We start from the raw sequence: 20,915 nt of genomic DNA, 5'->3' as shown, positions 1-20,915 counted from the left end.
GCCGGGCGTGTTGCGGGGTGTGGGTCAGGGCAGGGGTGGGTCAGGGGAGGGGGGCGTCAGGCGAGGGGGCGGGGGAGACCGCGCCCGTCTGGTAGGCGAGGACGACGAGCGCCACTCGGTCGCGGACCCCGGTCTTGGCCAGGATGTGGCCGACGTGGGTCTTCACCGTCGTCTCGGAGACGAAGAGGGCCTCGGCGATCTCGGAGTTGGTCAGACCCTGGGCGATGGCGACCCAGACCTCTCGCTCGCGGTCGGTGAGGGCGGCTGTGCGGTCGATGAGGGCCTGCGGCGCGGCGACGCCCCGGACATATGTCTCGACCAGTCGCTTGGTCGTGGACGGCGCGATGACTGCGTCGCCCGCGTGGACGGTCCGGATTGCTGCGAGCAGGTCCTCCGGAGGGGCGTCCTTGAGGAGAAACCCCGATGCGCCCGCGCGCAACGCCGTGAACGCGTACTCGTCGAGGTCGAACGTCGTCAGGACGAGAACCTTCGTCTGGACGTTGCGGCCCACGACGGCCCGCGTGGTCTCGATGCCGTCCAGGCGAGGCATGCGCACGTCCATGAGGATGACGTCCACGGCGCCCGCCCCGTCCTCCGAGGCGTCCAGCCGCTTCAGCGTCTCGAGGCAATGCACCCCGTCGACACACTCCGCCACGACGGCCAGGTCCGGCTGGGACCGGACCAGCATGGCGAAGCCGGCCCTGACCAGCGCCTGGTCGTCGACGATCATCACGCGAATCACGACTGCGCCTCGACGGTTCGCGGCAGGGTCGCCAGGACCCGGAACCCGCCGCGCGGATCTGGGCCAGTGTGCAGCTGGCCTCCGACCATCTCGACGCGCTCGGCCATCCCGCGGAGGCCGTGGCCGCTCCCCAGTTCCGCGTCGCAGCCCGGGCCGTCGTCGAGCACCTCCACGACGATCTGTCGCGGCTCGACGGTCAGGGTGACCCACGCCGTCGCCTCGTCCCCAGCGTGCTTCATCACGTTCGTCAGCGCCTCCTGGACCGTTCGGTAGGCCGTGAGCCCGACGGCGTCCCCGGCCCCATCCTCAGGCACGTCCCCGCGCACGGTCAGCCGCACCTCGCGCCCCGCCTCGACCGTGGTCCCGACGAGGCCGGCGATGTCGCGCAGTCCGGGCTGAGGGGTCTCGGGCAGCGGCGCCGTGTCGTCGCGGAGGACGCTGAGCAGCCGACGCATCTCCGCGAGCGAGGAGCGACCCGTCGCGGCGATCGTCGCGAGGGCCGTTGTCGCCGCTTGGGGATCCGAGGGCGCCGCGAATCTCGCCCCGTCCGCCTGGACGATCATCACCGACAGGCCGTGGGCGACGATGTCGTGCATCTCGCGCGCGATCCGTTGCCGGTCCGCGAGTGCCTCGACCTGGACCCGGGCAGCGTGCTCGGCCTCCTGATGGGCCGCGGCCTCGGCGGCGTGCGACGCGGACTCGGCCTGCAGGACCCTGCGCTCTCGGGCAGCCCGGATCTGGTCCGCCACGGCCCAGGTCAGCACGACGACCCCGCTGCTGTTGAAGAGGAAGAGCGCCACCCGGTCGGTGAGGAAGGTCTCGAGGGGCGGCAGGTAGAAGCCGTACCGCAGGAAGAGCAGGACCACGGCGAGCCCGAGCGAGCCGAGGGACGCCGCAAGAGCAAATAGGCCGGTCCGGCGATCGGTCCACAGGGTGATGCCGAAGAGGGCGATGAGAGCCATGAGCACGGTGGGCAGCCCGACCATGACGCCCGATCCGTAGAGCAGGAACGCGAGTGCCCCACACGCCACGAAGGTTGCCCGAGGCAGCCGGGGCAGGAAGAGGAGCAGCACCGCCCCGAACGCGACCCCGACGTACCCGAGCCCCGCGGGCAGCTCCCGCTGGTTGACCCACCACGCGCCGAAGCCGAGCACACCGCTGACCGTGATCGAGGCCAGGAAGTAGAACAGCCCGATCATGGCGCCGAGGCGACCCACGAGGGGGCCGGCCGACGCGGGTGCCCGGCGTGGCGGCAGGTCTGCGGCGGAGGGCGCGGAGGTCACGGGGGCACGGTACCGAGCCCAGCGGCATACGGAATCCTTCTGTGGGAGGACTCCGCAACACGCCCGGCACCACGGAACTCACCGCGTGGCAACACTGGTGAGTTCCGAGGAGCCGGGCGTGTTGCGAGGGCAAGCGGGTCGATTTCTCCTCAGCCCATGCGTGGCGTAATCTTGATCCTTGGGTGTCGTGCGCCTGCACGCCATTCACTCATGTGTCGACCCATGAAGGGTAGGCCGCCGACAGATAGACGGAGGACATGGCCAAGAAGGACGGTGTCATCGAGATCGAGGGCACGATCGTCGAGGCTCTCCCGAACGCGATGTTCCGGGTGGAGCTCTCCAACGGTCACAAAGTGCTCGCACACATCTCGGGAAAGATGCGCCAGCACTACATCCGGATCCTTCCCGAGGACCGGGTCGTGGTGGAGCTCTCGCCCTATGACCTGACCCGCGGTCGGATCGTCTTCCGTTATCGCTGAAGTACCGCCCAACCAACAGCACCTGACGGTGGCGGCCCGCGCATGGGTCGCTCGCGCCAGGCGCACGATCTGAAGACAGCAGGCAGATGAAGGTTCAGCCGAGCGTCAAGAGGATCTGTGACAAGTGCAAGGTGATCCGCCGTAACGGGCGGGTCATGGTGATCTGCGAGAACCTGCGCCACAAGCAGCGCCAGGGCTGACCAGCCACCAACCGGCACGCGTCGCCGAGCTTCGACGAGACGTAAACGAATTGCACAGCAGCACCCGGCCCCTGATGACCGACCATCGCGTCGGCGCAGGACGTCACCCCCGGCACGGAGGCCGGGGACCGGAGTCCACCCGTTCTGAAGGGTGGCCACGAACCCGGACCGGTGACTGCACCAGACCTCCGCGAAACAGAAACCAGGAGAACCACCAACATGGCTCGTCTTGTTGGAGTTGACCTTCCGCGCGACAAGCGCGTCGAGGTCGCACTGACCTACATCTTCGGTGTGGGTCGCACCCGCAGCAAGGAGGCGCTGGCAGCGACCGGCGTCAGCCCTGACACCCGCGTCAAGGACCTCGGTGAGTCCGAGCTCGTGGCGCTTCGTGACTTCCTCGAGGGCAACTACCGCCTTGAGGGTGACCTGCGCCGTGAGGTCCAGGCCGACATCCGCCGCAAGGTCGAGATCGGCTCCTACGAAGGTCTTCGTCACCGTCGCGGTCTGCCCGTGCGCGGCCAGCGCACCAAGACCAACGCGCGTACCCGCAAGGGTCCGAAGCGCACCGTGGCCGGCAAGAAGAAGGCCAAGTGACCCTGAGTGGAGTCCTGATCGGTTCGCCGGTCACGTCCCACCGAACCCAGTTCTGACGTAGGAGAAACATGCCTCCCAAGGCTCGTACGACGAAGGTTCGTCGTAAGGAAAAGAAGAACGTCGCCCACGGGCACGCTCACATCAAGAGCACGTTCAACAACACGATCATCTCGATCACGGACCCGTCGGGCGCCGTGATCTCGTGGGCCTCCGCCGGCCAGGTCGGCTTCAAGGGCTCGCGCAAGTCCACCCCGTACGCCGCCCAGATGGCCGCCGAGGCCGCCGCCCGCCGCGCCATGGAGCACGGCATGCGCAAGGTCGACGTCTTCGTCAAGGGTCCGGGCTCGGGCCGCGAGACGGCGATCCGCTCGCTCACCGCCGCCGGCCTCGAGGTCGGTGCGATCAGCGACGTCACGCCCACGCCGCACAACGGTGTCCGCCCGCCCAAGCGCCGTCGCGTTTGATCAGGCCCGAGTCGAGAAAGAGTAGATAACCCATGGCTCGTTACACCGGCCCGATCACCAAGAAGTCCCGTCGGCTCAAGATCGACCTCGTCGGCGGGGACAAGTACTTCGAGCTCCGTCCCTTCCCGCCCGGCCAGCACGGCCGTCGCCGGATCCAGGAGAAGGAGTACCTCCTCCAGCTGCAGGAGAAGCAGAAGGCTCGCTTCGCCTACGGCGTCATGGAGAAGCAGTTCCTCCGGTACTACAAGGAGGCGGCACGCCGTCCCGGCAAGACCGGTGAGACGCTCCTCCAGATCCTCGAGTCGCGTCTCGACAACGTCGTCTACCGCGCCGGCCTGGCCCGCACGCGTCGCCACGCGCGCCAGCTCGTGACGCACGGCCACTTCGAGGTCAACGGCGTCCGCGTCGACGTCCCCTCGTACCGCGTGGAGCAGTACGACGTCATCACGGTCCGCAAGCAGTCCGTCGAGACGTTCCCGTTCGAGCTGGCTCGCCAGACGTTCGGCGAGCGCCCCGTCCCGGCCTGGATGCAGGTCGTCCCGGGCTCGCTGCAGATCCTCATCCACCAGCTGCCGGTTCGCGCGCAGATCGACACGCCGCTCACCGAGCAGCTCATCGTCGAGCTCTACTCGAAGAACTGAACGCACGGGGGGCTCCGCCCCCCGTGTACCCCCCAACAAGCGAAGGCAACGTATGCCGCTGAGCCAGCTCAGCGGCATACGGAATCCTTCTCGACGGGGCTGGGCTCGCAGACAGAGCCGACCCAGCCCGCCCGGAGCGAGACCGGGCAGTTTCACTACGCGTCATATAGCGGTCGCGAGTGGGAAGGAAAAGAACAGTGCTCATCGCACAGCGCCCCGTGCTCTCCGAGGAGACGGTCGCGGACAACCGCAGCCGCTTCACGATCGAGCCGCTCGAGCCCGGCTTCGGCTACACCCTCGGCAACAGCCTCCGTCGCACCCTGCTCTCGAGCATCCCCGGTGCTTCGGTCACGTCCATCCGCATCGACGGCGTGCTCCATGAGTTCACGACCGTGCCGGGTGTCAAGGAGGACGTCACCGAGATCATCCTCAACATCAAGGGTCTGGTCGTCTCCTCCGAGCACGACGAGCCGGTCGTCATGTACCTGCGCAAGCAGGGCCCGGGCACCGTCACCGCCGGTGACATCACGCCGCCGGCCGGTGTCGAGGTGCACAACCCCGACCTGCACATCGCAACGCTCAACGACAAGGGCAAGCTCGAGATGGAGCTGACCGTCGAGCGCGGCCGCGGTTACGTCTCGGCACAGCAGAACAAGTCCGGTGACCAGGAGATCGGCCGCATCCCCGTCGACTCCATCTACTCGCCGGTCCTCGCGGTGACGTACAAGGTCGAGGCGACCCGTGTCGAGCAGCGCACCGACTTCGACCGGCTCATCGTCGACGTCGAGACGAAGAACTCCATGGCGCCGCGCGACGCGATGGCCTCGGCCGGCAAGACCCTCGTCGAGCTCTTCGGCCTGGCTCGTGAGCTCAACGTCGAGGCCGAGGGCATCGACATGGGCCCGTCGCCGACGGACGCCGCGCTCGCCGCCGACCTCGCCCTGCCGATCGAGGACCTCGACCTGACCGTTCGGTCCTACAACTGCCTCAAGCGCGAGGGCATCCACACCGTGGGTGAGCTCGTCGCCCGCAGCGAGGCCGACCTGCTCGACATCCGCAACTTCGGTGCGAAGTCGATCGACGAGGTCAAGGCCAAGCTCGTCGGCATGGGCCTGGCCCTCAAGGACAGCCCGCCCGGGTTCGACCCGTCGGCTCTCGTCGACGGCTACGGCGACGAGGACTACAACGACGACGAGTCCTTCGTCGAGGACGAGCAGCTCTGACCAACCGCTTGACCGAGCTGCACGGCGTCCCTCCGGACGTCCCCAGAGCGGCCTGGTCAGACCCTTCCTAGGAGAACACAATGCCCACCCCCACCAAGGGTCCCCGCGTCGGCGGCGGTCCCGCTCACGAGCGGCTCATCCTGTCGAACCTCGCGACGTCGCTGTTCGAGCACGACCGCATCACGACGACGGAGGCCAAGGCCAAGCGTCTGCGCCCGCTCGCCGAGCGCCTCATCACCTTCGCCAAGCGGGGCGACCTCTCCGCGCGTCGACGTGTCCTCACGGTCGTGCGCGACAAGGGCGTCGTCCACCGCCTCTTCGCCGAGATCGCGCCGGACATGGCCCAGCGCGAGGGTGGCTACACCCGGATCACCAAGATCGGTGCGCGCAAGGGTGACAACGCCCCGATGGTCGTCGTCGAGCTCGTCCGGGAGCCGCTCTCGGCCAAGAAGGCGACGGTCAAGGAGGCCGAGGCGGCGACCAAACGCGCCGTGAAGCAGAAGGAGGCCAAGCAGGCCGCCGCCGAGACCAAGGCTGCCGAGGACACGAAGGCAGCCGCGGCTGCCGACGCGCCTGCCGTCGACCTCCCTGCCGGTGCGGCCCCGCCGAACGAGGACGGCTCGGCGCCCGAGGGTTACCCGGTCAAGGGCAACGCCAACTCCGGCCTGTACCACGAGCCGGACGGCCAGTGGTACGAGCAGACCGAGGCCGAGTTCTGGTTCAAGTCCGCTGAGGACGCCGAGGCGGCCGGCTTCAAGAAGGCCGGCTCCGGCGACTGATTTCTTGGGTGAGTGACGCTCACCCGACCACATCGAGAGTGCAGTTTGCGCCTCGGCCGCTGGTGGCCTCCGCGCAAGCTGCACTCTCGGTGTTTTTGTGCTCGCTTCGCTCACCAGAAGTGGGCTACGTCGATGACGAGACGCTTGGTGCCGTCGGGGTTGTCGAGCACGAACGCCCGCATCGGGAGTCGGGCCCGGACGCCGAGCCCGACGTCGGTGTACCCCTCGAAGCTGCCGACCCACCTGAGCTGTCGGAACGTGCGCCAACCGGTGAAGGTGACGCTGCCGCTCGACGGGATGCGCATCGTCGCGGGTGCGTTGATGGTGACCTGGAGCCTGGCCCCGCCGCTGACGGTGACGGGAAGGCCGCTTCCCGGGCTCGTCACGGTCGTGACGTAGCGGACGTCGTAGCCCAGGCTGCCGGAGCCCTTGGCGATGTCGAAGACGAGCCGGTCGAAGCAGCTGTGCTGGCCGTAGCGAGCGGCCTCGACCGCGCCGGTCCACAGCCGGTTCGAGGTCTTGGGCAGCGAACCCCAGTGGATGCCGCAGAACGGCGTGGTCGTGGTGGCCGCGGTGGCTGTGCTGGTGGCTGTGCTGGTGGCAGCGGTGGAGGCTCGCGTGGCAGCGGCCGGTGTGGCCAGGGCCGCAGCGGCCGCGGTGACTGCGAGCAATCGAGTGATGGTGCGCATGATTTCCCCTTGGGTGGTGGGCTGACTGAAACGACGACCGACCGGGTCTGCAGATAGGACGCGTCGTCCGCCCCGACGGTTGACGCACTCCCGGCGCTGGTGGGTGCGGCACAATGACCCGGTGCACCCGATCTCGAGGCGACGCGACCGGCCAGCGGGGCTTGCCGACTCGACGGACCTGCTGGCCGCGCCTCTGACGCGGCGCCGCACCCTGCTCCTCATCCCCGCCGGGATCGGCGCCCTGGTGAGCCAGGCGCTCGCAACGGACCTCGTCCAGCCGGTGGCGAGCGCCGCGCGGGAGGCGTTCGACCTCGCCGGCGACCTCGCCCGGAGCATCCTTCCGGCGCCCTCCGCGCGGACGGACACCCCGAGCCGGTCCGCCCTGTCCAACGCGGTCCTGGGAGAGCTCGGCGGGCGGTCCGACGTCATCGGCGTGAGCGTCCTCGACCGACGAACCGGGGCCTGGTGGCACTACCGGGGTGACGCGCCGGTCCGCACCGGCAGCGTGGCGAAGGTGCTCATCCTCACGGCCGCACTGCGCAAGGCGCGCAAGGAGAAAGGGAGCCTCTCGGCCCGGCAGCTGGAGCAGGCCCGCCTGGCCATCACCGAGAGCGACAACGCCTCCGCCGATGCGCTCTACGCGTTCGTCGGCGGTCACGCAGCCATCGCCGAGCTCGCGCGTCACCTCGGCATGGCGACGACCGCCGCGGCGAAGGCGGTCAACCACTGGGGCCTGACGCTGACCACGCCCAACGATCTCGTCCGGTTCATGGAGCGCCTCACCTCGGGCAGCCCGGTGACCCATCCGGACGACGACGCCGCGGTGCTCGCGCTCATGACCCAGGTGATCGACGGCCAGCGCTGGGGTGCGGGGACGGTGCGTTCCGACAGCGTCGACGTCCACGTCAAGAACGGCTGGATGGCGGTCGGCGAGCCCTGGGTCATCAACAGTGTCGGCGATGTCCGCGGCGCTGGCCGGGACTATGCCATCGCGTTGATGCAGACCCGCCAGCCGGACCAGGACAGCGGGATCAGCCGAGCCAGCCGCATTGGTCGTGCCGTCTTCGAGGCCCTCGAGGCGCCGCTTCGATGACGGTTCGTCTCCGTCTGGACCTCGCCTACGACGGGACCGAGTTCTCCGGCTGGGCCGCACAGCCGTCGCAGCGCACCGTGGAGGGCACCCTCACCGCGGCCCTGTCCACGGTGCTGCGGTCACCCGAGATGGTCAGCATCACGGTCGCGGGCCGGACCGACTCGGGGGTGCACGCTCGCGGTCAGGTGGCACACGTCGACGTGGCGACGGAGGCGTTCGCTGCACTGCCCGGGCGGTCAGACCGGACACCCGAGCGGGCGCTCCTGAACCGGCTTGGCGGCCTCCTTCCTCCCGACGTCGTCGTGCGGCGCGTGACTCGTGCGCCCGACGGTTTCGACGCCCGGTTCTCGGCGCTCGAGCGCCGTTACCTCTACCGGCTGGCGGATGCCGGGGCGCCGCGGGACCCGCTGCGCAGGCGGGACACGGTGTGGTGGCCGCGCTCGCTGGACGTCGCCACCATGGACGAGGCCGCCCAGGGACTCCTCGGCCTCAAGGACTTCGCCGCGTTCTGCAAGCGACGAGAGGGCGCGACGACGGTCCGCACCCTCCTCGAGTACCGGTGGGCACGTCTGGACGACGGCGTCCTCGCCGCGACCGTTCGAGCCGACGCGTTCTGCCACTCCATGGTCCGGTCGCTGGTCGGTGCGGTCGTGGCCGTCGGTGAGGGCAGACGGCCGATCGCCTGGCCCGCCGAGCTGCAGGACCGCGTGGGGCGGGCGTCCGAGATCAGGGTGATGCCGGCGCACGGCCTGAGCCTGGAGGCAGTCACCTACCCGCCCGACGAGGAGCTGGCGGCACGTGCGGAGGCCGCGCGGGCGCGCCGCGAGATGCCCGCCGCGGGGGCCTGACGCGGACGACCGACGCGGACGAGCCGACCCGGCTGAGCCGACGCTGGTGACGCGACACGTGTGATTGGATCGACGCCATGCTCCGCCGATCCGCCCGATCAGCGCGCTCCGCCCGGAGCGCCGGCATCGTCGCCGTCGTGGCCATCGCGGCCGCCCTCCTGGTGAGCGGCTGCTCCGCTGGGCCCGGCACCCCCGATGGGTCACCGTCGACGTCGACCGCGACCTCGCCCAGTCCAACGTCGGCCGTCGAGACGCAACCGATCGACGCAGTGGACGCCGTCCAGGGCAGGAGCGCGACCTACTCCGTCGTCCCCCCGCAGGGCTGGGGCGAGGCGACCGACGAGGTCGGTGCGTTGCCGGGTGTCGACCTCGTCCTCATGTCGTCCGAGAGACGGGCCGGCTTCAACACGAACCTCGTCGTCCACGTCGCGCCGGGCGATGCCACGCTGCTCGAGTCCGAGCTGCAGAAGGGTCGCCAGCAGCTCGCGGACCAGGGGCGCACCGTGTCGGACGCTCCTGCTGTCTCGGTCGGCGGCAGCCCGGCCACCGGCTTCACCACGTCGTTCACCCAGCAGGGCGTCGAGGTCGTCACCCGGTCCTACGGGCTGCACCACGAAGGTCGGGTCTACCTGCTCACGCTGAGCTCGGCCAAGTCCGCCGGGGACCAGGCCGCAGCCGAGCTGGCTCAGATCGCCGAGAGCTGGACCTGGTCGTAGCGTGGCCGCGAGGTGTCGCAGCCGCCGAAGGGCGGGAGGGCGCCCATCCCTCGATAACCGCATGACCGGGCCCAGCGGCATACGACAGTCTTGACGGTTGTGGGACACGTCGACGTCAACTCAGTCACCTTCACCCTGCCCGACGGCCGAGTGCTGCTCCGCGATGTCTCCGTGCGGGTGGGGGAGGGCGCCAAGGTCGCCCTCATCGGGCCCAACGGGACGGGCAAGACCACGCTGACGCGGATCATCGCCGGCGACCTCGACGCCCAGGACGGCGCGGTGACGCGATCGGGGGGCCTGGGCGTCATGCGCCAGTTCATCGGCAAGGTGCGTGACGATTCGACCGTGCGCGACCTGCTCGTCTCCGTCGCACCCGAACGGATCCGGAAGGCGGCGCACGAGATCGACCGGACCGAGCTGCTCATGATGGAGCGCGACTCGGAGGACGACCAGATGGCCTACGCGCACGCCCTCACCGAGTGGGGCGAGGCGGGCGGCTACGAGCAGGAGACTGTCTGGGACCAGTGCACCGTCGCGGCTCTCGGCGTCCCCTACGAGAAGGCCCAGTGGCGGAAGGTCACGACGCTCTCCGGTGGCGAGCAGAAGCGGCTCGTGCTCGAAGCCCTCCTGCGCGGGCCCGAGGAGGTGCTGCTCCTCGACGAGCCGGACAACTACCTCGACGTGCCGACGAAGCGCTGGCTCGAGGACGCGCTCATCGCATCGCCCAAGACGGTGCTGTTCATCAGCCACGACCGCGAGCTGCTCGACCGCGTCGCCACCCGGATCGCCACCCTCGAGCCCGGTGCCGTGGGCGCGACGCTCTGGGTGCACCCGGGGCATTTCGCGACGTATGCCCAGGCCAGGGAGGATCGCAACGCCAGGCTGGAGGAGCTGCGGCGCCGCTGGGACGAGGAGCACCTCAAGCTCAAGACCCTGGTGCAGACCCTCAAGGTCAAGGCGACGTACAACGACGGGATGGCCTCGCGGTACCAGGCGGCCCAGACGCGCCTGGCCAAGTTCGTCGAGGCAGGACCGCCGGAGGCGATCCCGGTGCACCAGAACGTCCGGATGCGGCTCACGGGCGGACGGACCGCCAAGCGTGCGATCGTTGCGAAGGACCTCGAGCTGACCGGGCTGATGAAACCCTTCGACCTCGAGGTCTGGTACGGCGAGCGCGTCGCCGTCCTCGGCTCGAACGGGTCGGGCAAGTCGCACTTCCTCCGGCTGCTCGCCAGCGGCGGCAGCGACCCGGAGCCGGAGCACCGGCCCGTGGGTGACGTGCGGCCCGCCGCGGTCGAGCACACCGGTCTGGCGCGGCTCGGTTCGCGAGTGCGACCGGGGTGGTTCGCCCAGACGCACGAGCACCCCTCGCTCGTGGGTCGGACACTCCTCGAGATCCTCCACCGCGGCGACGAGCACCGCGCCGGCAAACCGCGGGACGAGGCGGCTCGCGCGCTCGACCGGTATGGGCTGGCCCGCTCGGGCGAGCAGCGGTTCGAGTCGCTCTCGGGCGGCCAGCAGGCTCGCTTCCAGATCCTGCTCCTCGAGCTCTCGGGTGCCACCCTGCTGCTGCTCGACGAGCCGACCGACAACCTCGACCTGCACTCGGCGGAGGCGCTCGAGGACGGCCTGGCCAGGTTCGAGGGAACCGTCGTCGCCGTCACCCACGACCGCTGGTTCGCCCGGGGCTTCGACCGGTTCCTCGTCTTCGGCGCCGACGGCCGGGTGTACGAGTCGACCGAGCCGGTCTGGGACGAGGGCCGGGTCGCGCGCCCTCGGTGAGCCGGGTCAGGCCCTGGTGGACCGGAGTAGCGTCTGGGGCATGGTGATCAGCTCGCTCGACGTCCCCGTCATCGGGGCGCCGATGGCAGGCGGTCCATCGACCCCGGAGCTCGCGGTCGCGGTCTCCGAGGCAGGCGGGCTCGGCTTCCTCGCGGGCGGTTACCTCACCGCGGGCCAGCTCGCCGGCCAGCTCGCCGACGCGTGGGACGCGTCGTCGTGCGCCCTGGGCGTCAACCTCTTCGTTCCCGAGAGTGCCAACACGTTCACCTGTTCGTATGCCGCTGGGCCGGCTCCGCTTCGAGGTGACCTCCGAGCCCGTGCCGTTTCGCAGTATCGGCAGGGCCTGCTCGGCGAGGCGGAACGGCTTGGGGTGGAGCTGCCGGAGCCGGTCGCCGGCGACACCGATGACTGGGACCGCAAGCTCGACCTCGTGCTCCGCGAGAAGGTGCCGGTCGTGTCCTTCACCTTCGGGCTGCCGAGCCCGGCCGTCCTCGCGGAGCTGCGCAGGGCGGGGATCGAGACCGTGGCGACCGTGAGCGACGTCGAGGAGGCGGAGGCGGCCATCGAGGCGGGGATCGACGCCCTCGTCGTCCAGGGGCCGGACGGTGGCGGCCACCGGAGCACGCTCGACCAGGCGAAGGAGCCGTCTGCCGAGGACCTCCTCGACCTCGTCGCTGCCGTCCGCGAGGGGACGCCGGTCCCCGTGATCGCGGCAGGCGGCATCTCCACGCCGGAACGAGCTCGGCAGCTGAGGGACGCGGGCGCGACCGCGGTCCAGGTCGGCACGGCCCTGCTCCTCACCCCGGAGGCCGGCACGGCGCTGGCCTACCGCCGGGCCCTCAAGGATCCGGCCTACACCCGGACCGCCGTGACCCGGGCCTTCTCGGGCCGCCCGGCACGGGCCCTCGAGACCGATTTCATCCGTGAACGCGCGAGCCAGGCGCCCGCCGCCTATCCCGAGGTCCACCAGCTGACGAGCCCCCTTCGCCGAGCCTCGGCCGCGGCCGATGACCCTGGACTCATGGCCCTCTGGGCCGGTACCGGGTGGCAGGACGCAGCCGACGTCCCCGCGGCTGTGGTGGTGCGGCACATCGCCGGAGCCGGTTGAGGGAGGGCCTGGTCCGCTCGCATCGCGTGCCTCCCGTACGGTGGCGCCATGCCAACTGCGGAGGGAAACCTGTCCTGGGAGCCGGCTCTCGAGCACCTCGAGCTCGTCGCGCCGCCGGTGGCCGCCGCACTTGCGCAGGTGCCCGGAGTGCGCGTCGCCGCCATTGACGCAACCCTGGCCGACACGGCGGCCTTCTGCGCCGCGTATGACGTCGACCCTGAATCCTCGGCCAACTGCGTCGTCGTCGAGGGGCGTCGCGCCGAGGTCACCACCCGAGCGGCGGTCATGGTGCTCGCCACCGACCGGGCGGACGTCAACCGCGTCGTTCGCAAGCACCTGGGCGTGCGCAAGATCTCCTTCGCCGACCAGGCCCTCGCGGAGGAGCTGACCGGCATGCAGCAAGGCGGCATCACGCCGATCGGCCTGCCGGGCGACTGGCCCATTCTCGTCGACAAGGCGGTCGTCGACGCCGGCCCGGTCGTCATCGGCGCCGGGATCCGGGGCGCCAAGCTGCTCGTCGACGGTGCCGCTCTGGCCGGCCTGCCGGGCGCGGAGGTGCTCGACCTCACCCTCTGACGGCAGCATGGCCGCGTGTGTACTCAACGCGCCACCCGACGCGGTCGCCCAGAAGGTTCCCGGACTCAGCGGCAGCGTCTCGCAGAGCCCGGTTCAGCGGGACGGTGCTGACAGCGCGGCGAAGTCAGCGGCATACGACTCCTCGTCGTCGACGTTCAGCGTGCCGGCGCGCACGGTGGGCGTCTTCGTCCAGCCCGGCTGACGGGTCCCAACGGGTCGAGCGTGCAGCACGTACCCGCACGTCCTGCACACTCGACGTCTACGGTGGGGGAGTGACGACGCCCTCGATGACGTACCGACAGCTCGGCGACAGCGGCCTCACCGTCTCTGCGGTGGGCCTCGGCTGCAACAACTTCGGCCGCCGGATCGACCAGGAAGCGACCACGGCCGTGGTGCGGGCAGCGGTCGACGCTGGGATCACCCTCTTCGACACCGCCGACACCTATGGCCAGGGCGCCAGCGAAGAGCTGCTCGGCCGAGCGCTGGGCGCCGAGCGGGAGAACGTCGTCGTCGCCACGAAGTTCGGCAACGACATGCAGGGCGCGAACGGCCCGGACTGGGGTGCCCGGGGCTCGCGCCGCTACATTCGCCGTGCCGTCGAGGCGAGCCTGCGGCGGCTCGACACCGACTGGATCGACCTCTACCAGTACCACCGGCCCGACCTGGTGACTCCGATGGAGGAGACGCTCGCGGCCTTGACCGAGCTCGTGCAGGAGGGCAAGGTCCGCTACCTCGGGTCGAGCAACCTCACGGGGTGGCAGGTCGTCGACGCCGACTGGGTGGCGCGCTCGGAGGGTTTCGAGCGGTTCGTCTCCGCGCAGAACGAGTACTCACTGCTCGAGCGCGGCGCCGAGGACGATCTCGTGCCGGCGTGCGAGCACGTCGGCGTGGGGGTGCTGCCCTACTTCCCGCTCGCCTCGGGCCTGCTCACCGGCAAGTACCGCCGCGGCGAGGCTGCACCGGACGGCACCCGCCTGCACTCGCGGCAGGACGTCCTCGACACTGCCGACTGGGACACGCTCGATGCCGTGGAGACGTATGCCGCTGAGCGCGGTCTCCGGGTCATCGACGTCGCCATCGGCGGGCTTGCGGCCCAGCCGGCCGTCACCTCGGTCATCGCGGGGGCGACGCGCCCCGAGCAGGTCCTCGACAACGTGCGGGCCGGATCGTGGGAGCCCACGGCGGAGGACCTCGTGGAGCTCGACGAGATCACCGCGGGCGCTTGATGGCACCCGATTGAGCCTCACGGCCGCGGATCGGCAGTAGCCGTTGGCTCCCTGGCTGCGGCCACGCGTTCGACAGTGTCGGGATGGCTGGCGAACAGCACGTATTCGACCCGGGACGGGTGGACATCGGCGATGTTGACCTCGGCCAGGCGCAGCTGCATCGCGACGAACGCGGCAGGGTCGCCGGTCAACCGGAGCGCATGCTGATCGGCGCGGGCCTCGATCCTCCGCGAGGCCAGGTTCATCGCCGGGTCCATCACGAGGCCCGCCACCACCATCACCGCGAGCACCAGGCCGATCGCTCTGGGCGAGCCGATGGAGTCCACTCCTGCCCGCCGGAGCAGGGCATCCCAATGACCCAGCAGGTAGAGCGCCACAACCGCCGCCGCGGCGCCGATGGCGCCCAGCAACGCGCCGAGTTCCGGGTCCCGGTCCTTGGCGTGGCCCAGCTCGTGGGCGACGACGCTGCGAACCTCGTCTGGTGGAGCCTCGCGCAGCAACGTGTCGTACACGACGATCCGTCGGGTGGCCCCGAGGCCGGAGACGTACGCGTTGAGCCCAGTGGTGCGCCGCGAGGCATCCGCGACGAGCACCTCCTTGACAGGCATGCCGTCGCGGGCCGCCAGCGCGACCAGCTCATCACGGAGCGGCCCGTCCGGCATCGGGGCGAATGTGTTGAACAGCGGCTCGACGACGACAGGGAAGACGAATGACAGCAGGACAACCGCGACCGCGGCGCCGAGGGCACCGAACGCCCACCACCAGTCTGGTGCGGCGTGGGTCACCGTGTAGAAACCAGCGAGTACCACCGCGCTGATCACCGCGCCGACGGCACTGCTCTTCAGCACGTCCACCGCCCAGCCGCCCCAGCTCTGGGTGGACAGCCCGTAATGGCGCAGCACGGTGTAGCGCCAGGCCCCGAACGGCAGCGACACGACACTGACGAGCATCAGGACGAGCAAGCCGCCGAGCAGCGCCTCGGCCAACCAGTGCCCGCCGAACGGCTGGGCCGCCCAGGCGACGATCTCAGCGCCGGCGGGAGTGAACCCGAGCAGGAGCGGCGCCACCAGTCCGGCCAGTAGTGAACCGTACGTGCTGGGCCGCAGCGAAGCGTGGAGCGCCCGACCCTTGGCGACCATGTCGGCCGGCAGGTCGCGCAGCGCCCTCTCGCGCGCGGAGTGCGTGGGTCTGGGCGACCGCCACGGCACGAACGTGATCGCGGCGACTGTCAGCCCGATGCCGAGCACGGCCAGCGCCACCAGAGCCCACCCGGTTGCGGTCACGACCGTCCCTCCGCTCACCCCTGTCACTGACAATGATGGTTCACACGCTGGCGTGCATCCAGTGTCCTATACCCTAGGGGGTATGGAAGACGTCTCGATTGGACCATCCTCGGGCGGCGAACCGCACGGACTCGAGGTGGTGACGCACCATGAGCGACCCAGGCCACACTTCGGGATCGCAGTCCTGGCGGCCGTGGTCACCTTCCTCGTCATCGGGCTGCCGACGGACATCGTCCCGAATCCCCTCTTCGGGCGGGAGGTCCCGGTCCGCCCCTGGGAGCCGTGGGTGCTCCTGGCCACCAGTGTGCTCACTGGCCTCTGGTTCGGTCTGCAGCGGACGCGGCGCATCGTCGCGGCTGACGGGACCGTGGCTGGCGAGGACTCGAGCGTCCCACCGTTGAGCGCCGCGGGACTGGCCCTGTTCGCCGTCGCCTGCCCGGTGTGCAACAAGATCGTCCTTGTCGCGCTGGGCACGTCAGGTGCCCTTGGCATCTGGGAGCCGCTTCAGCCGTGGCTCGCGATGTTCTCGCTCGCCGCGCTGGTCGGCGCCGTCGCCTACGCAGCGCGCCGTCGGCCCTGTGTCGACGGCAGCTGCCGTGTGCGGAGTGCGTCGTGAGCGAGCAGCACATCAACCGCGCGGCACCCCTCGAGGTGGTGGCCCCCATGGCCGTCATCGATGTCACCGCACCAGCGCGCTGGCCGCGGCGACGACGGGTCGTCGCGGGCGCCCTCACGGTCGCTCTGACCGGCCTCGTTGCGGCGACCGTGGGCTGGCCACTCGCAGCTGCGCCGCTCTGGTCCGCCCTGACCGGCCTCGTCGTCGTGCTGTCCTCCGTGGCCCTGGCCCTCTTCGTGCCGCGGGCGGGGGAGGGGTGGCGACCCGACTTCGGTTGTGCGCCGTGTGCTGCGGCGGGCCTGGCCCTGGCGGTGGCAGGACCTTGGCTCGCCATCGAGACGGCTCACCAGGAGGCGCGGGCCGCCCTGGCCGCCGCGCTCGCCGCGGCGGCCTTCACCCGCAAGGTGACCGAGCCACCGGTGTGCGCGAAGCCCTGACTCACATCGGGCAGCCGGGGCCCCGACGGGGTCAGGGGTGGGTCGGCAGGCCTTCGGCGCTCGACTCCTCCGGCTCCGTGGACCGGGCAGCCTGGCTCGCTGCACGCTCCCGCTCGGCGCGCCGGGCGGGGAGGTACGCGAAGAGTCCGAGCAGGCTGACGGTTCCGGCGACGACCATCGCCGTCTGCGTCGAGACGCCCTCCGCGAGCAGGCCGAGCAACGGCGCTGCGACGGTGTAGGCGGCGAAGGCGACCATGGAGTTCATCGACAGCACCGTGGCCCGGTTGCGGGCGTGCGCCACCCGGTGCAGCAGGGCCGCGTGCATGGGGCCGAGGAAGCCGTGCATCGAGTACGTGAAGGCGAAGGCGGCGACGAGGGCAACGGGGCCGGCGACGAGACCCATGACGACGGCACCGATGCTGTTGAGGATGCGGCCGAGGATGGCCGCGCGAGACACGCCGATTCGCTTGCTCGTCGCACCGGCCAGGGCAGACCCCGCCGCCACGGCCGCCCAGCCTCCGGCCGCGATCGGCCCCATCCATGCACCGGCGGCCTCCTCGCTGCCGAGGAGCTCGGCGAGGCGGACGGGCTGGAACATCTCGAAGACGACCATCGCGATGGCCCAGGCAACGTCAGCCAGCATCAGGCCGCGCAGGACCCGGCTCGTCCGCATCACATGGAGCCCGTCCCGCACGACGGTCGGCGCGTCCTTGGCCGAGGCCATCGCCCGGCCCAACCCAGAGGCATCCAGGTGCTCGGCGCTGCGCGGCTCCTTGAGCAGCAGCAGCACCATACCGAGGTGGACCACGGAGAAGACGGCGCCGCACAGGACCGGCAGCCACAGGGCCGACTGGCCTGTGACGGGATGCCACACGATGAGTCCGCCCGAGACGAGCGCCCCCAGCCCGATCGCGACGCCGACGACCGTCCCCTGGGCGGCGAGCGCGCCGTCGACGTCGGCGTCTGGCTCCGTGGCGTGCACGGTGTCGACGAACCACGCCTCGAGGGGGCCGGAGTCCAGGGCTCGGAAGACGCCGGTCAGGACCGCGGCGACGACGAAGGCCGCAAAGGAGTGCGCCACGAGCAGGGCAACCGAGGAGAGCACGCCGAAGACGGCGGAGGTCACGTAGATGGGTCGTCGGCCGAAGGCGTCGGCGAAGCCCGACGTCGGCAGCTCGAGGAGGAAGACGACGATGCCGGTGAACGACATCGCAAAGGCCGCCTCGCTGATCGTCAGGCCTCGCTCGAGGATCCAGAGCATGAAGATGCCGACGACGAGCCCGACCGAGAACCAGCGGGTGAACGACAGGGTGAGGAAGGTTCGGCGGGCAGCCGCTGGGCTCTGGATGGTGCTCATGATCGGTTCTCCCTGCTGTTGGGGGCCGGCGGCCGGTCGAGGTCAAGCGGATAGAGGTAGAGGTGGGTCGCGATGCGCCGCGCGCGAGGATTGCCCTGTCCGACCCGGCGGTAGCGCGCGACGACCTCGCCGATCTCGTCGCGCATCGTGGCGAGCTGCTCACTCGTGACGAGGACCATGTCGTCGCTGCCCCCGCAGGCGTCCTGCCAGTCCATCGGCCAGGACATCGACACGTCGAGCCACTTCTCGTAGCGCTCACCGAAGTGCCGGACGACGTCGTGCGACAGCCAGTTGAGCGCGGTCTCCGAGTCCTCGTCGCCGGCGAACTGGCTCGGGTACCACGAGTGGGCTCGGGACGCGGCCCGCCAGAGGCGACGCTTGCCCTCGCCATCACCGGTGTCCTCGACGAGTCCGACCGACTCGAGCTTGCGCAGGTGATAGCTGGTGGCGCCGCTGTTGGTCTCGAGCTTCGCGGCGAGGTCGGTCGCCGTTGCGGGTCCACCCATCCGAAGCTGGGCGAGCAGGCGCGAGCGCAGCGGATGTGCCAGCACGCGCAAGCTGTCGGGGGTCAGCCAGATGTTCTCCGGTGTCGGTTCGGGAGGGAGGTCACGTGGTCCGTGTGCAGCCATACTGTGCATAATACTCGTGCACACTCTGTTTGCACAAGACCTTTGCACGTATGCCGCCGAGTTGCGTTTGCGCAGGTCAGGTGGCGTTTCGTGGGGGGCGGGCTCCGATTTGGGCCGGACCGGTCCAGCCCATAACATGGATGAGGTTGTGCAGCGGGCGCCTGCGAACCCGGCCACCCACTCAGGGAGGGGCGACGCGGACCGAGCCCAGCGGCATTCCGGAATGATTCGATGTCTGACTCGCACGCTCGTCTGACACCGTCTCCCCGGCACCAGGCATCACTCAGAGAGCAAAGGCAGACTCCATTGCGCACGTACACCCCGAAGCCCGGCGAGGTCACTCGCACGTGGCACGTCATCGACGCGACCGACGTCGTGCTCGGCCGTCTCGCGAGCCAGGCTGCGGTCCTGCTCCGGGGCAAGCACAAGCCGCAGTTCGCGCCCCACGTCGACACCGGTGACTTCGTCATCATCATCAACGCCGAGAAGGTCGCCCTGACCGGCGCCAAGGCGGAGCAGAAGAAGGCCTACCACCACTCGGGCTTCCCGGGCGGCCTCAAGGCAACGTCCTACACCGAGCTGCTCGCCAAGAGCCCCGAGAAGGCCGTCGAGAAGGCCGTTCGCGGCATGCTCCCGAAGAACTCACTGGCCCGCCAGCAGCTCTCCAAGCTCAAGGTCTACCGGGGCGCCGAGCACCCGCACCAGGCCCAGAAGCCCGTCCCCTTCGAGATTTCCCAGGTCGCGCAGTAAGCGTCAGGTGCGCTACTGACTGAGCCCCACTGCGTAGAAAGAGAAGCACGTGACTGACATTGTGAACGAGGACGTCCTCGACACCGACGAGCCGGAGCTGACCGAGTACACCTCCGAGTCCTCCGCGTCGGATTCCGCATTCGCCGAGCCCAAGCGCGCCCGCGAGGTCTCCGTGCCCGGCGCTGCCACTGGCCGCCGCAAGCAGGCCATCGCCCGCGTCCGGATCGTTCCGGGCACCGGCGCCTGGAGGATCAACGGCCGGACCCTCGAGGACTACTTCCCGAACAAGGTGCACCAGCAGATCGTCAAGGAGCCCCTGACGCTGCTCGAGCTCGACGGCTCCTATGACGTGCTCGTCCGCGTGCACGGTGGTGGCCCCTCGGGCCAGGCCGGCGCGGTCCGCCTCGGCGTCGCCCGCTCGCTCAACGAGGTCGACACCGAGCTCAACCGCCCCGCTCTGAAGAAGGCCGGCTTTCTCACCCGTGACGCCCGCGTCCCGGAGCGCAAGAAGGCCGGTCTCAAGAAGGCTCGCAAGGCTCCGCAGTACAGCAAGCGCTGACCCTGCACCCCAGCCGCAACCGGAAAGGCCCCGAGTGCCCCTCGGGGCCTTTCCTGTGGGATCGGGAGTAGGTTCTCCTTGGCGCCGTGCGCTCGTCTGCGTTCACCTGCCCTCCACCTGCATTCCACCGGCGCCCGTACGAAAGGCTTTGAACACGTGGCTCGACTCTTCGGCACGGACGGCGTCCGTGGGCTCGCCAACCAGGACATCACCGCGGAACTCGCCCTCGACCTGTCCGTCGCGGCGGCGCACGTCCTGGCGGAGGTTGGGGAGTTCAACGGTCATCGGCCGGTTGCCGTGGTGGGCCGAGATCCGCGGGCCTCGGGCGAGTTCCTCGCCGCGGCCACCATGGCAGGGCTCGCCTCGGCAGGCGTTGACGTGCGTGACGCCGGCGTCCTGCCGACGCCCGCCATCGCCTACCTCGTCGCGGAGCAGCGCGCCGACCTCGGTGCCATGCTCTCCGCCTCGCACAACCCGATGGCCGACAACGGCATCAAGTTCTTCGCGCGCGGCGGGCACAAGCTCGCTGACGAGCTGGAGGACGCGATCGAGCAGCGGTTGGGCGAGCAGTGGCAGCGCCCGACCGGTGCGGGCGTGGGCCGGATCACCGCCCTGGCCGACGGCGCCGACCGCTATGTCACCCATCTGCTGTCGGTCCTGCCGCATCGCCTCGACGGGCTGCGGATCGTCCTCGACACGGCCCATGGAGCAGCGTCTGCGGTCGCGCCGCAGGCGTTCGCCGAGGCGGGTGCCGAGGTCATCGTGATCGGCAACGAGCCGGACGGGATCAACATCAACGATGGCTTCGGCTCGACGCACCTCGATCGGCTGCAGGCCGAGG

The 20,915-nt window shown here is 70.1% G+C and carries 26 protein-coding genes; 20 read left to right on the top strand and 6 right to left on the bottom strand.

The annotated features are described in order from the left end of the window. Positions 1–40: 40 nt before the first annotated feature. Positions 41–742 carry a response regulator gene (locus ABF401_RS04540; RefSeq protein WP_353508345.1) on the bottom strand — a complete coding sequence of 234 codons (702 nt, stop codon included), beginning with the start codon at positions 740–742 and terminating at the stop codon, positions 41–43. Then, a complete protein-coding gene (locus ABF401_RS04535) occupies positions 739–2,025 on the bottom strand; it encodes an ATP-binding protein (protein WP_353508344.1) in 1,287 nt (428 codons plus the stop codon). Before ABF401_RS04535 ends, ABF401_RS04540 begins: the two co-directional genes overlap by 4 nt. Positions 2,026–2,282: 257 nt before the next feature. Here ABF401_RS04535 and infA point away from each other — a divergent pair, with 257 nt between their 5' ends. The 7 genes from infA to rplQ all read left to right on the top strand — a co-directional run bounded on the left by infA (position 2,283) and on the right by rplQ (position 6,405). After that, the gene (gene infA / locus ABF401_RS04530) at positions 2,283–2,504 is read left to right on the top strand and encodes a translation initiation factor IF-1 (protein WP_013493543.1); all 222 of its coding nucleotides are present in this window, start codon (positions 2,283–2,285) and stop codon (positions 2,502–2,504) included. Positions 2,505–2,590: 86 nt separating this feature from the next. Next, entirely contained in the window at positions 2,591–2,704 is a 114-nt protein-coding gene (gene rpmJ / locus ABF401_RS04525; protein WP_034715213.1) for a 50S ribosomal protein L36, read from the top strand. A 219-nt stretch (positions 2,705–2,923) separates the two neighbouring features. After that, positions 2,924–3,298: a 30S ribosomal protein S13 gene (gene rpsM / locus ABF401_RS04520; protein WP_331927510.1), complete on the top strand. Its 375-nt coding sequence runs from the start codon at positions 2,924–2,926 to the stop codon at positions 3,296–3,298. A 68-nt stretch (positions 3,299–3,366) separates the two neighbouring features. Next, complete coding sequence (gene rpsK / locus ABF401_RS04515) at positions 3,367–3,762, top strand: 30S ribosomal protein S11 (protein WP_353508343.1); 396 nt, start codon at positions 3,367–3,369, stop codon at positions 3,760–3,762. Between the two features lie 32 nt (positions 3,763–3,794). Beyond that, entirely contained in the window at positions 3,795–4,403 is a 609-nt protein-coding gene (rpsD, locus tag ABF401_RS04510) for a 30S ribosomal protein S4 (RefSeq protein WP_331927509.1), read from the top strand. Positions 4,404–4,600: 197 nt separating this feature from the next. Then, entirely contained in the window at positions 4,601–5,626 is a 1,026-nt protein-coding gene (locus ABF401_RS04505) for a DNA-directed RNA polymerase subunit alpha (RefSeq protein ID WP_331927508.1), read from the top strand. Positions 5,627–5,706: 80 nt separating this feature from the next. Beyond that, a complete protein-coding gene (gene rplQ, locus ABF401_RS04500; RefSeq protein ID WP_353508342.1) occupies positions 5,707–6,405 on the top strand; it encodes a 50S ribosomal protein L17, sunset domain variant in 699 nt (232 codons plus the stop codon). Between the two features lie 110 nt (positions 6,406–6,515). On the opposite strand, the gene ABF401_RS04495 is transcribed toward rplQ, so the two are convergent. Further along, the gene (locus ABF401_RS04495; RefSeq protein WP_353508341.1) at positions 6,516–7,094 is read right to left on the bottom strand and encodes an AMIN-like domain-containing (lipo)protein; all 579 of its coding nucleotides are present in this window, start codon (positions 7,092–7,094) and stop codon (positions 6,516–6,518) included. A 121-nt stretch (positions 7,095–7,215) separates the two neighbouring features. Here ABF401_RS04495 and ABF401_RS04490 point away from each other — a divergent pair, with 121 nt between their 5' ends. From ABF401_RS04490 to ABF401_RS04455, 8 genes are all read left to right on the top strand, one after another. After that, positions 7,216–8,187, top strand: coding sequence for a serine hydrolase (locus ABF401_RS04490; RefSeq protein ID WP_353508340.1), 972 nt, complete (start codon positions 7,216–7,218; stop codon positions 8,185–8,187). Beyond that, on the top strand, positions 8,184–9,035 hold the full coding sequence (gene truA, locus ABF401_RS04485) for a tRNA pseudouridine(38-40) synthase TruA (protein ID WP_353508339.1): 852 nt from the start codon (positions 8,184–8,186) through the stop codon (positions 9,033–9,035). Before ABF401_RS04490 ends, truA begins: the two co-directional genes overlap by 4 nt. 77 nt (positions 9,036–9,112) lie before the next feature. Then, positions 9,113–9,751, top strand: a complete 639-nt coding sequence (locus ABF401_RS04480; protein WP_353508338.1) for a DcrB/PsbP domain-containing protein — start codon at positions 9,113–9,115, stop codon at positions 9,749–9,751. A 99-nt stretch (positions 9,752–9,850) separates the two neighbouring features. After that, positions 9,851–11,533, top strand: a complete 1,683-nt coding sequence (locus tag ABF401_RS04475) for an ABC-F family ATP-binding cassette domain-containing protein (RefSeq protein WP_353508337.1) — start codon at positions 9,851–9,853, stop codon at positions 11,531–11,533. A 40-nt stretch (positions 11,534–11,573) separates the two neighbouring features. Beyond that, positions 11,574–12,641 (top strand): nitronate monooxygenase, encoded by a 1,068-nt coding sequence (locus ABF401_RS04470; protein WP_353508336.1) that lies wholly within the window; start codon positions 11,574–11,576, stop codon positions 12,639–12,641. Between the two features lie 48 nt (positions 12,642–12,689). Beyond that, entirely contained in the window at positions 12,690–13,217 is a 528-nt protein-coding gene (locus ABF401_RS04465; protein ID WP_353508335.1) for a YbaK/EbsC family protein, read from the top strand. A 7-nt stretch (positions 13,218–13,224) separates the two neighbouring features. Beyond that, positions 13,225–13,419 carry an alpha-1,6-glucosidase domain-containing protein gene (locus ABF401_RS04460; RefSeq protein ID WP_353508334.1) on the top strand — a complete coding sequence of 65 codons (195 nt, stop codon included), beginning with the start codon at positions 13,225–13,227 and terminating at the stop codon, positions 13,417–13,419. A gap of 85 nt (positions 13,420–13,504) precedes the next feature. After that, positions 13,505–14,443, top strand: coding sequence for an aldo/keto reductase (locus tag ABF401_RS04455; RefSeq protein WP_353508356.1), 939 nt, complete (start codon positions 13,505–13,507; stop codon positions 14,441–14,443). Between the two features lie 17 nt (positions 14,444–14,460). On the opposite strand, the gene ABF401_RS04450 is transcribed toward ABF401_RS04455, so the two are convergent. Beyond that, positions 14,461–15,726, bottom strand: a complete 1,266-nt coding sequence (locus ABF401_RS04450; protein WP_353508333.1) for a M48 family metallopeptidase — start codon at positions 15,724–15,726, stop codon at positions 14,461–14,463. Positions 15,727–15,808: 82 nt separating this feature from the next. Between ABF401_RS04450 and ABF401_RS04445 the strand changes: the two genes are divergently transcribed. Then, positions 15,809–16,342 carry a hypothetical protein gene (locus ABF401_RS04445; RefSeq protein WP_353508332.1) on the top strand — a complete coding sequence of 178 codons (534 nt, stop codon included), beginning with the start codon at positions 15,809–15,811 and terminating at the stop codon, positions 16,340–16,342. After that, positions 16,339–16,779, top strand: a complete 441-nt coding sequence (locus tag ABF401_RS04440) for a hypothetical protein (protein WP_353508331.1) — start codon at positions 16,339–16,341, stop codon at positions 16,777–16,779. The genes ABF401_RS04445 and ABF401_RS04440 overlap by 4 nt, the downstream gene beginning before the upstream one ends. A gap of 31 nt (positions 16,780–16,810) precedes the next feature. Here ABF401_RS04440 and ABF401_RS04435 read toward each other — a convergent pair whose 3' ends face one another. Next, the gene (locus ABF401_RS04435) at positions 16,811–18,136 is read right to left on the bottom strand and encodes an MFS transporter (protein ID WP_353508330.1); all 1,326 of its coding nucleotides are present in this window, start codon (positions 18,134–18,136) and stop codon (positions 16,811–16,813) included. Further along, complete coding sequence (locus ABF401_RS04430) at positions 18,133–18,765, bottom strand: helix-turn-helix domain-containing protein (RefSeq protein ID WP_353508329.1); 633 nt, start codon at positions 18,763–18,765, stop codon at positions 18,133–18,135. The genes ABF401_RS04435 and ABF401_RS04430 overlap by 4 nt, the downstream gene beginning before the upstream one ends. A gap of 306 nt (positions 18,766–19,071) precedes the next feature. On the opposite strand from ABF401_RS04430, the gene rplM reads away from it, so the two are divergent. From rplM to ABF401_RS04415, 3 genes are all read left to right on the top strand, one after another. Next, positions 19,072–19,515 (top strand): 50S ribosomal protein L13, encoded by a 444-nt coding sequence (rplM, locus tag ABF401_RS04425; RefSeq protein WP_353508328.1) that lies wholly within the window; start codon positions 19,072–19,074, stop codon positions 19,513–19,515. A 49-nt stretch (positions 19,516–19,564) separates the two neighbouring features. Beyond that, entirely contained in the window at positions 19,565–20,074 is a 510-nt protein-coding gene (rpsI, locus tag ABF401_RS04420; RefSeq protein WP_353508327.1) for a 30S ribosomal protein S9, read from the top strand. Between the two features lie 156 nt (positions 20,075–20,230). Next, positions 20,231–20,915: phosphohexomutase domain-containing protein (locus ABF401_RS04415; RefSeq protein WP_502908192.1), on the top strand; the 685-nt coding region annotated here is incomplete at its 3' end.

The sequence above is a fragment of the Intrasporangium sp. genome, from assembly GCF_040414665.1.
Taxonomy (GTDB): Bacteria; Actinomycetota; Actinomycetes; order Actinomycetales; family Dermatophilaceae; genus Intrasporangium.
Note: the sequence above shows the minus strand (reverse complement) of the source record. Positions and strands in the feature narration are given on the sequence as shown.

Coding starts and splice junctions, on each gene's coding strand:
- rpmJ (WP_034715213.1), top strand. CDS start 2,591: ATGAAGGTTCAGCCGAGCGTCAAGAGGATCTGTGACAAGTGCAAGGTG.
- ABF401_RS04465 (WP_353508335.1), top strand. CDS start 12,690: ATGCCAACTGCGGAGGGAAACCTGTCCTGGGAGCCGGCTCTCGAGCAC.
- ABF401_RS04495 (WP_353508341.1), bottom strand. CDS start 7,094: ATGCGCACCATCACTCGATTGCTCGCAGTCACCGCGGCCGCTGCGGCC.
- ABF401_RS04445 (WP_353508332.1), top strand. CDS start 15,809: ATGGAAGACGTCTCGATTGGACCATCCTCGGGCGGCGAACCGCACGGA.
- ABF401_RS04435 (WP_353508330.1), bottom strand. CDS start 18,136: ATGAGCACCATCCAGAGCCCAGCGGCTGCCCGCCGAACCTTCCTCACC.
- rpsK (WP_353508343.1), top strand. CDS start 3,367: ATGCCTCCCAAGGCTCGTACGACGAAGGTTCGTCGTAAGGAAAAGAAG.
- infA (WP_013493543.1), top strand. CDS start 2,283: ATGGCCAAGAAGGACGGTGTCATCGAGATCGAGGGCACGATCGTCGAG.
- ABF401_RS04480 (WP_353508338.1), top strand. CDS start 9,113: ATGCTCCGCCGATCCGCCCGATCAGCGCGCTCCGCCCGGAGCGCCGGC.
- ABF401_RS04470 (WP_353508336.1), top strand. CDS start 11,574: ATGGTGATCAGCTCGCTCGACGTCCCCGTCATCGGGGCGCCGATGGCA.
- rplQ (WP_353508342.1), top strand. CDS start 5,707: ATGCCCACCCCCACCAAGGGTCCCCGCGTCGGCGGCGGTCCCGCTCAC.
- ABF401_RS04430 (WP_353508329.1), bottom strand. CDS start 18,765: ATGGCTGCACACGGACCACGTGACCTCCCTCCCGAACCGACACCGGAG.
- ABF401_RS04455 (WP_353508356.1), top strand. CDS start 13,505: ATGACGTACCGACAGCTCGGCGACAGCGGCCTCACCGTCTCTGCGGTG.
- ABF401_RS04460 (WP_353508334.1), top strand. CDS start 13,225: ATGGCCGCGTGTGTACTCAACGCGCCACCCGACGCGGTCGCCCAGAAG.
- rpsM (WP_331927510.1), top strand. CDS start 2,924: ATGGCTCGTCTTGTTGGAGTTGACCTTCCGCGCGACAAGCGCGTCGAG.
- rpsD (WP_331927509.1), top strand. CDS start 3,795: ATGGCTCGTTACACCGGCCCGATCACCAAGAAGTCCCGTCGGCTCAAG.
- truA (WP_353508339.1), top strand. CDS start 8,184: ATGACGGTTCGTCTCCGTCTGGACCTCGCCTACGACGGGACCGAGTTC.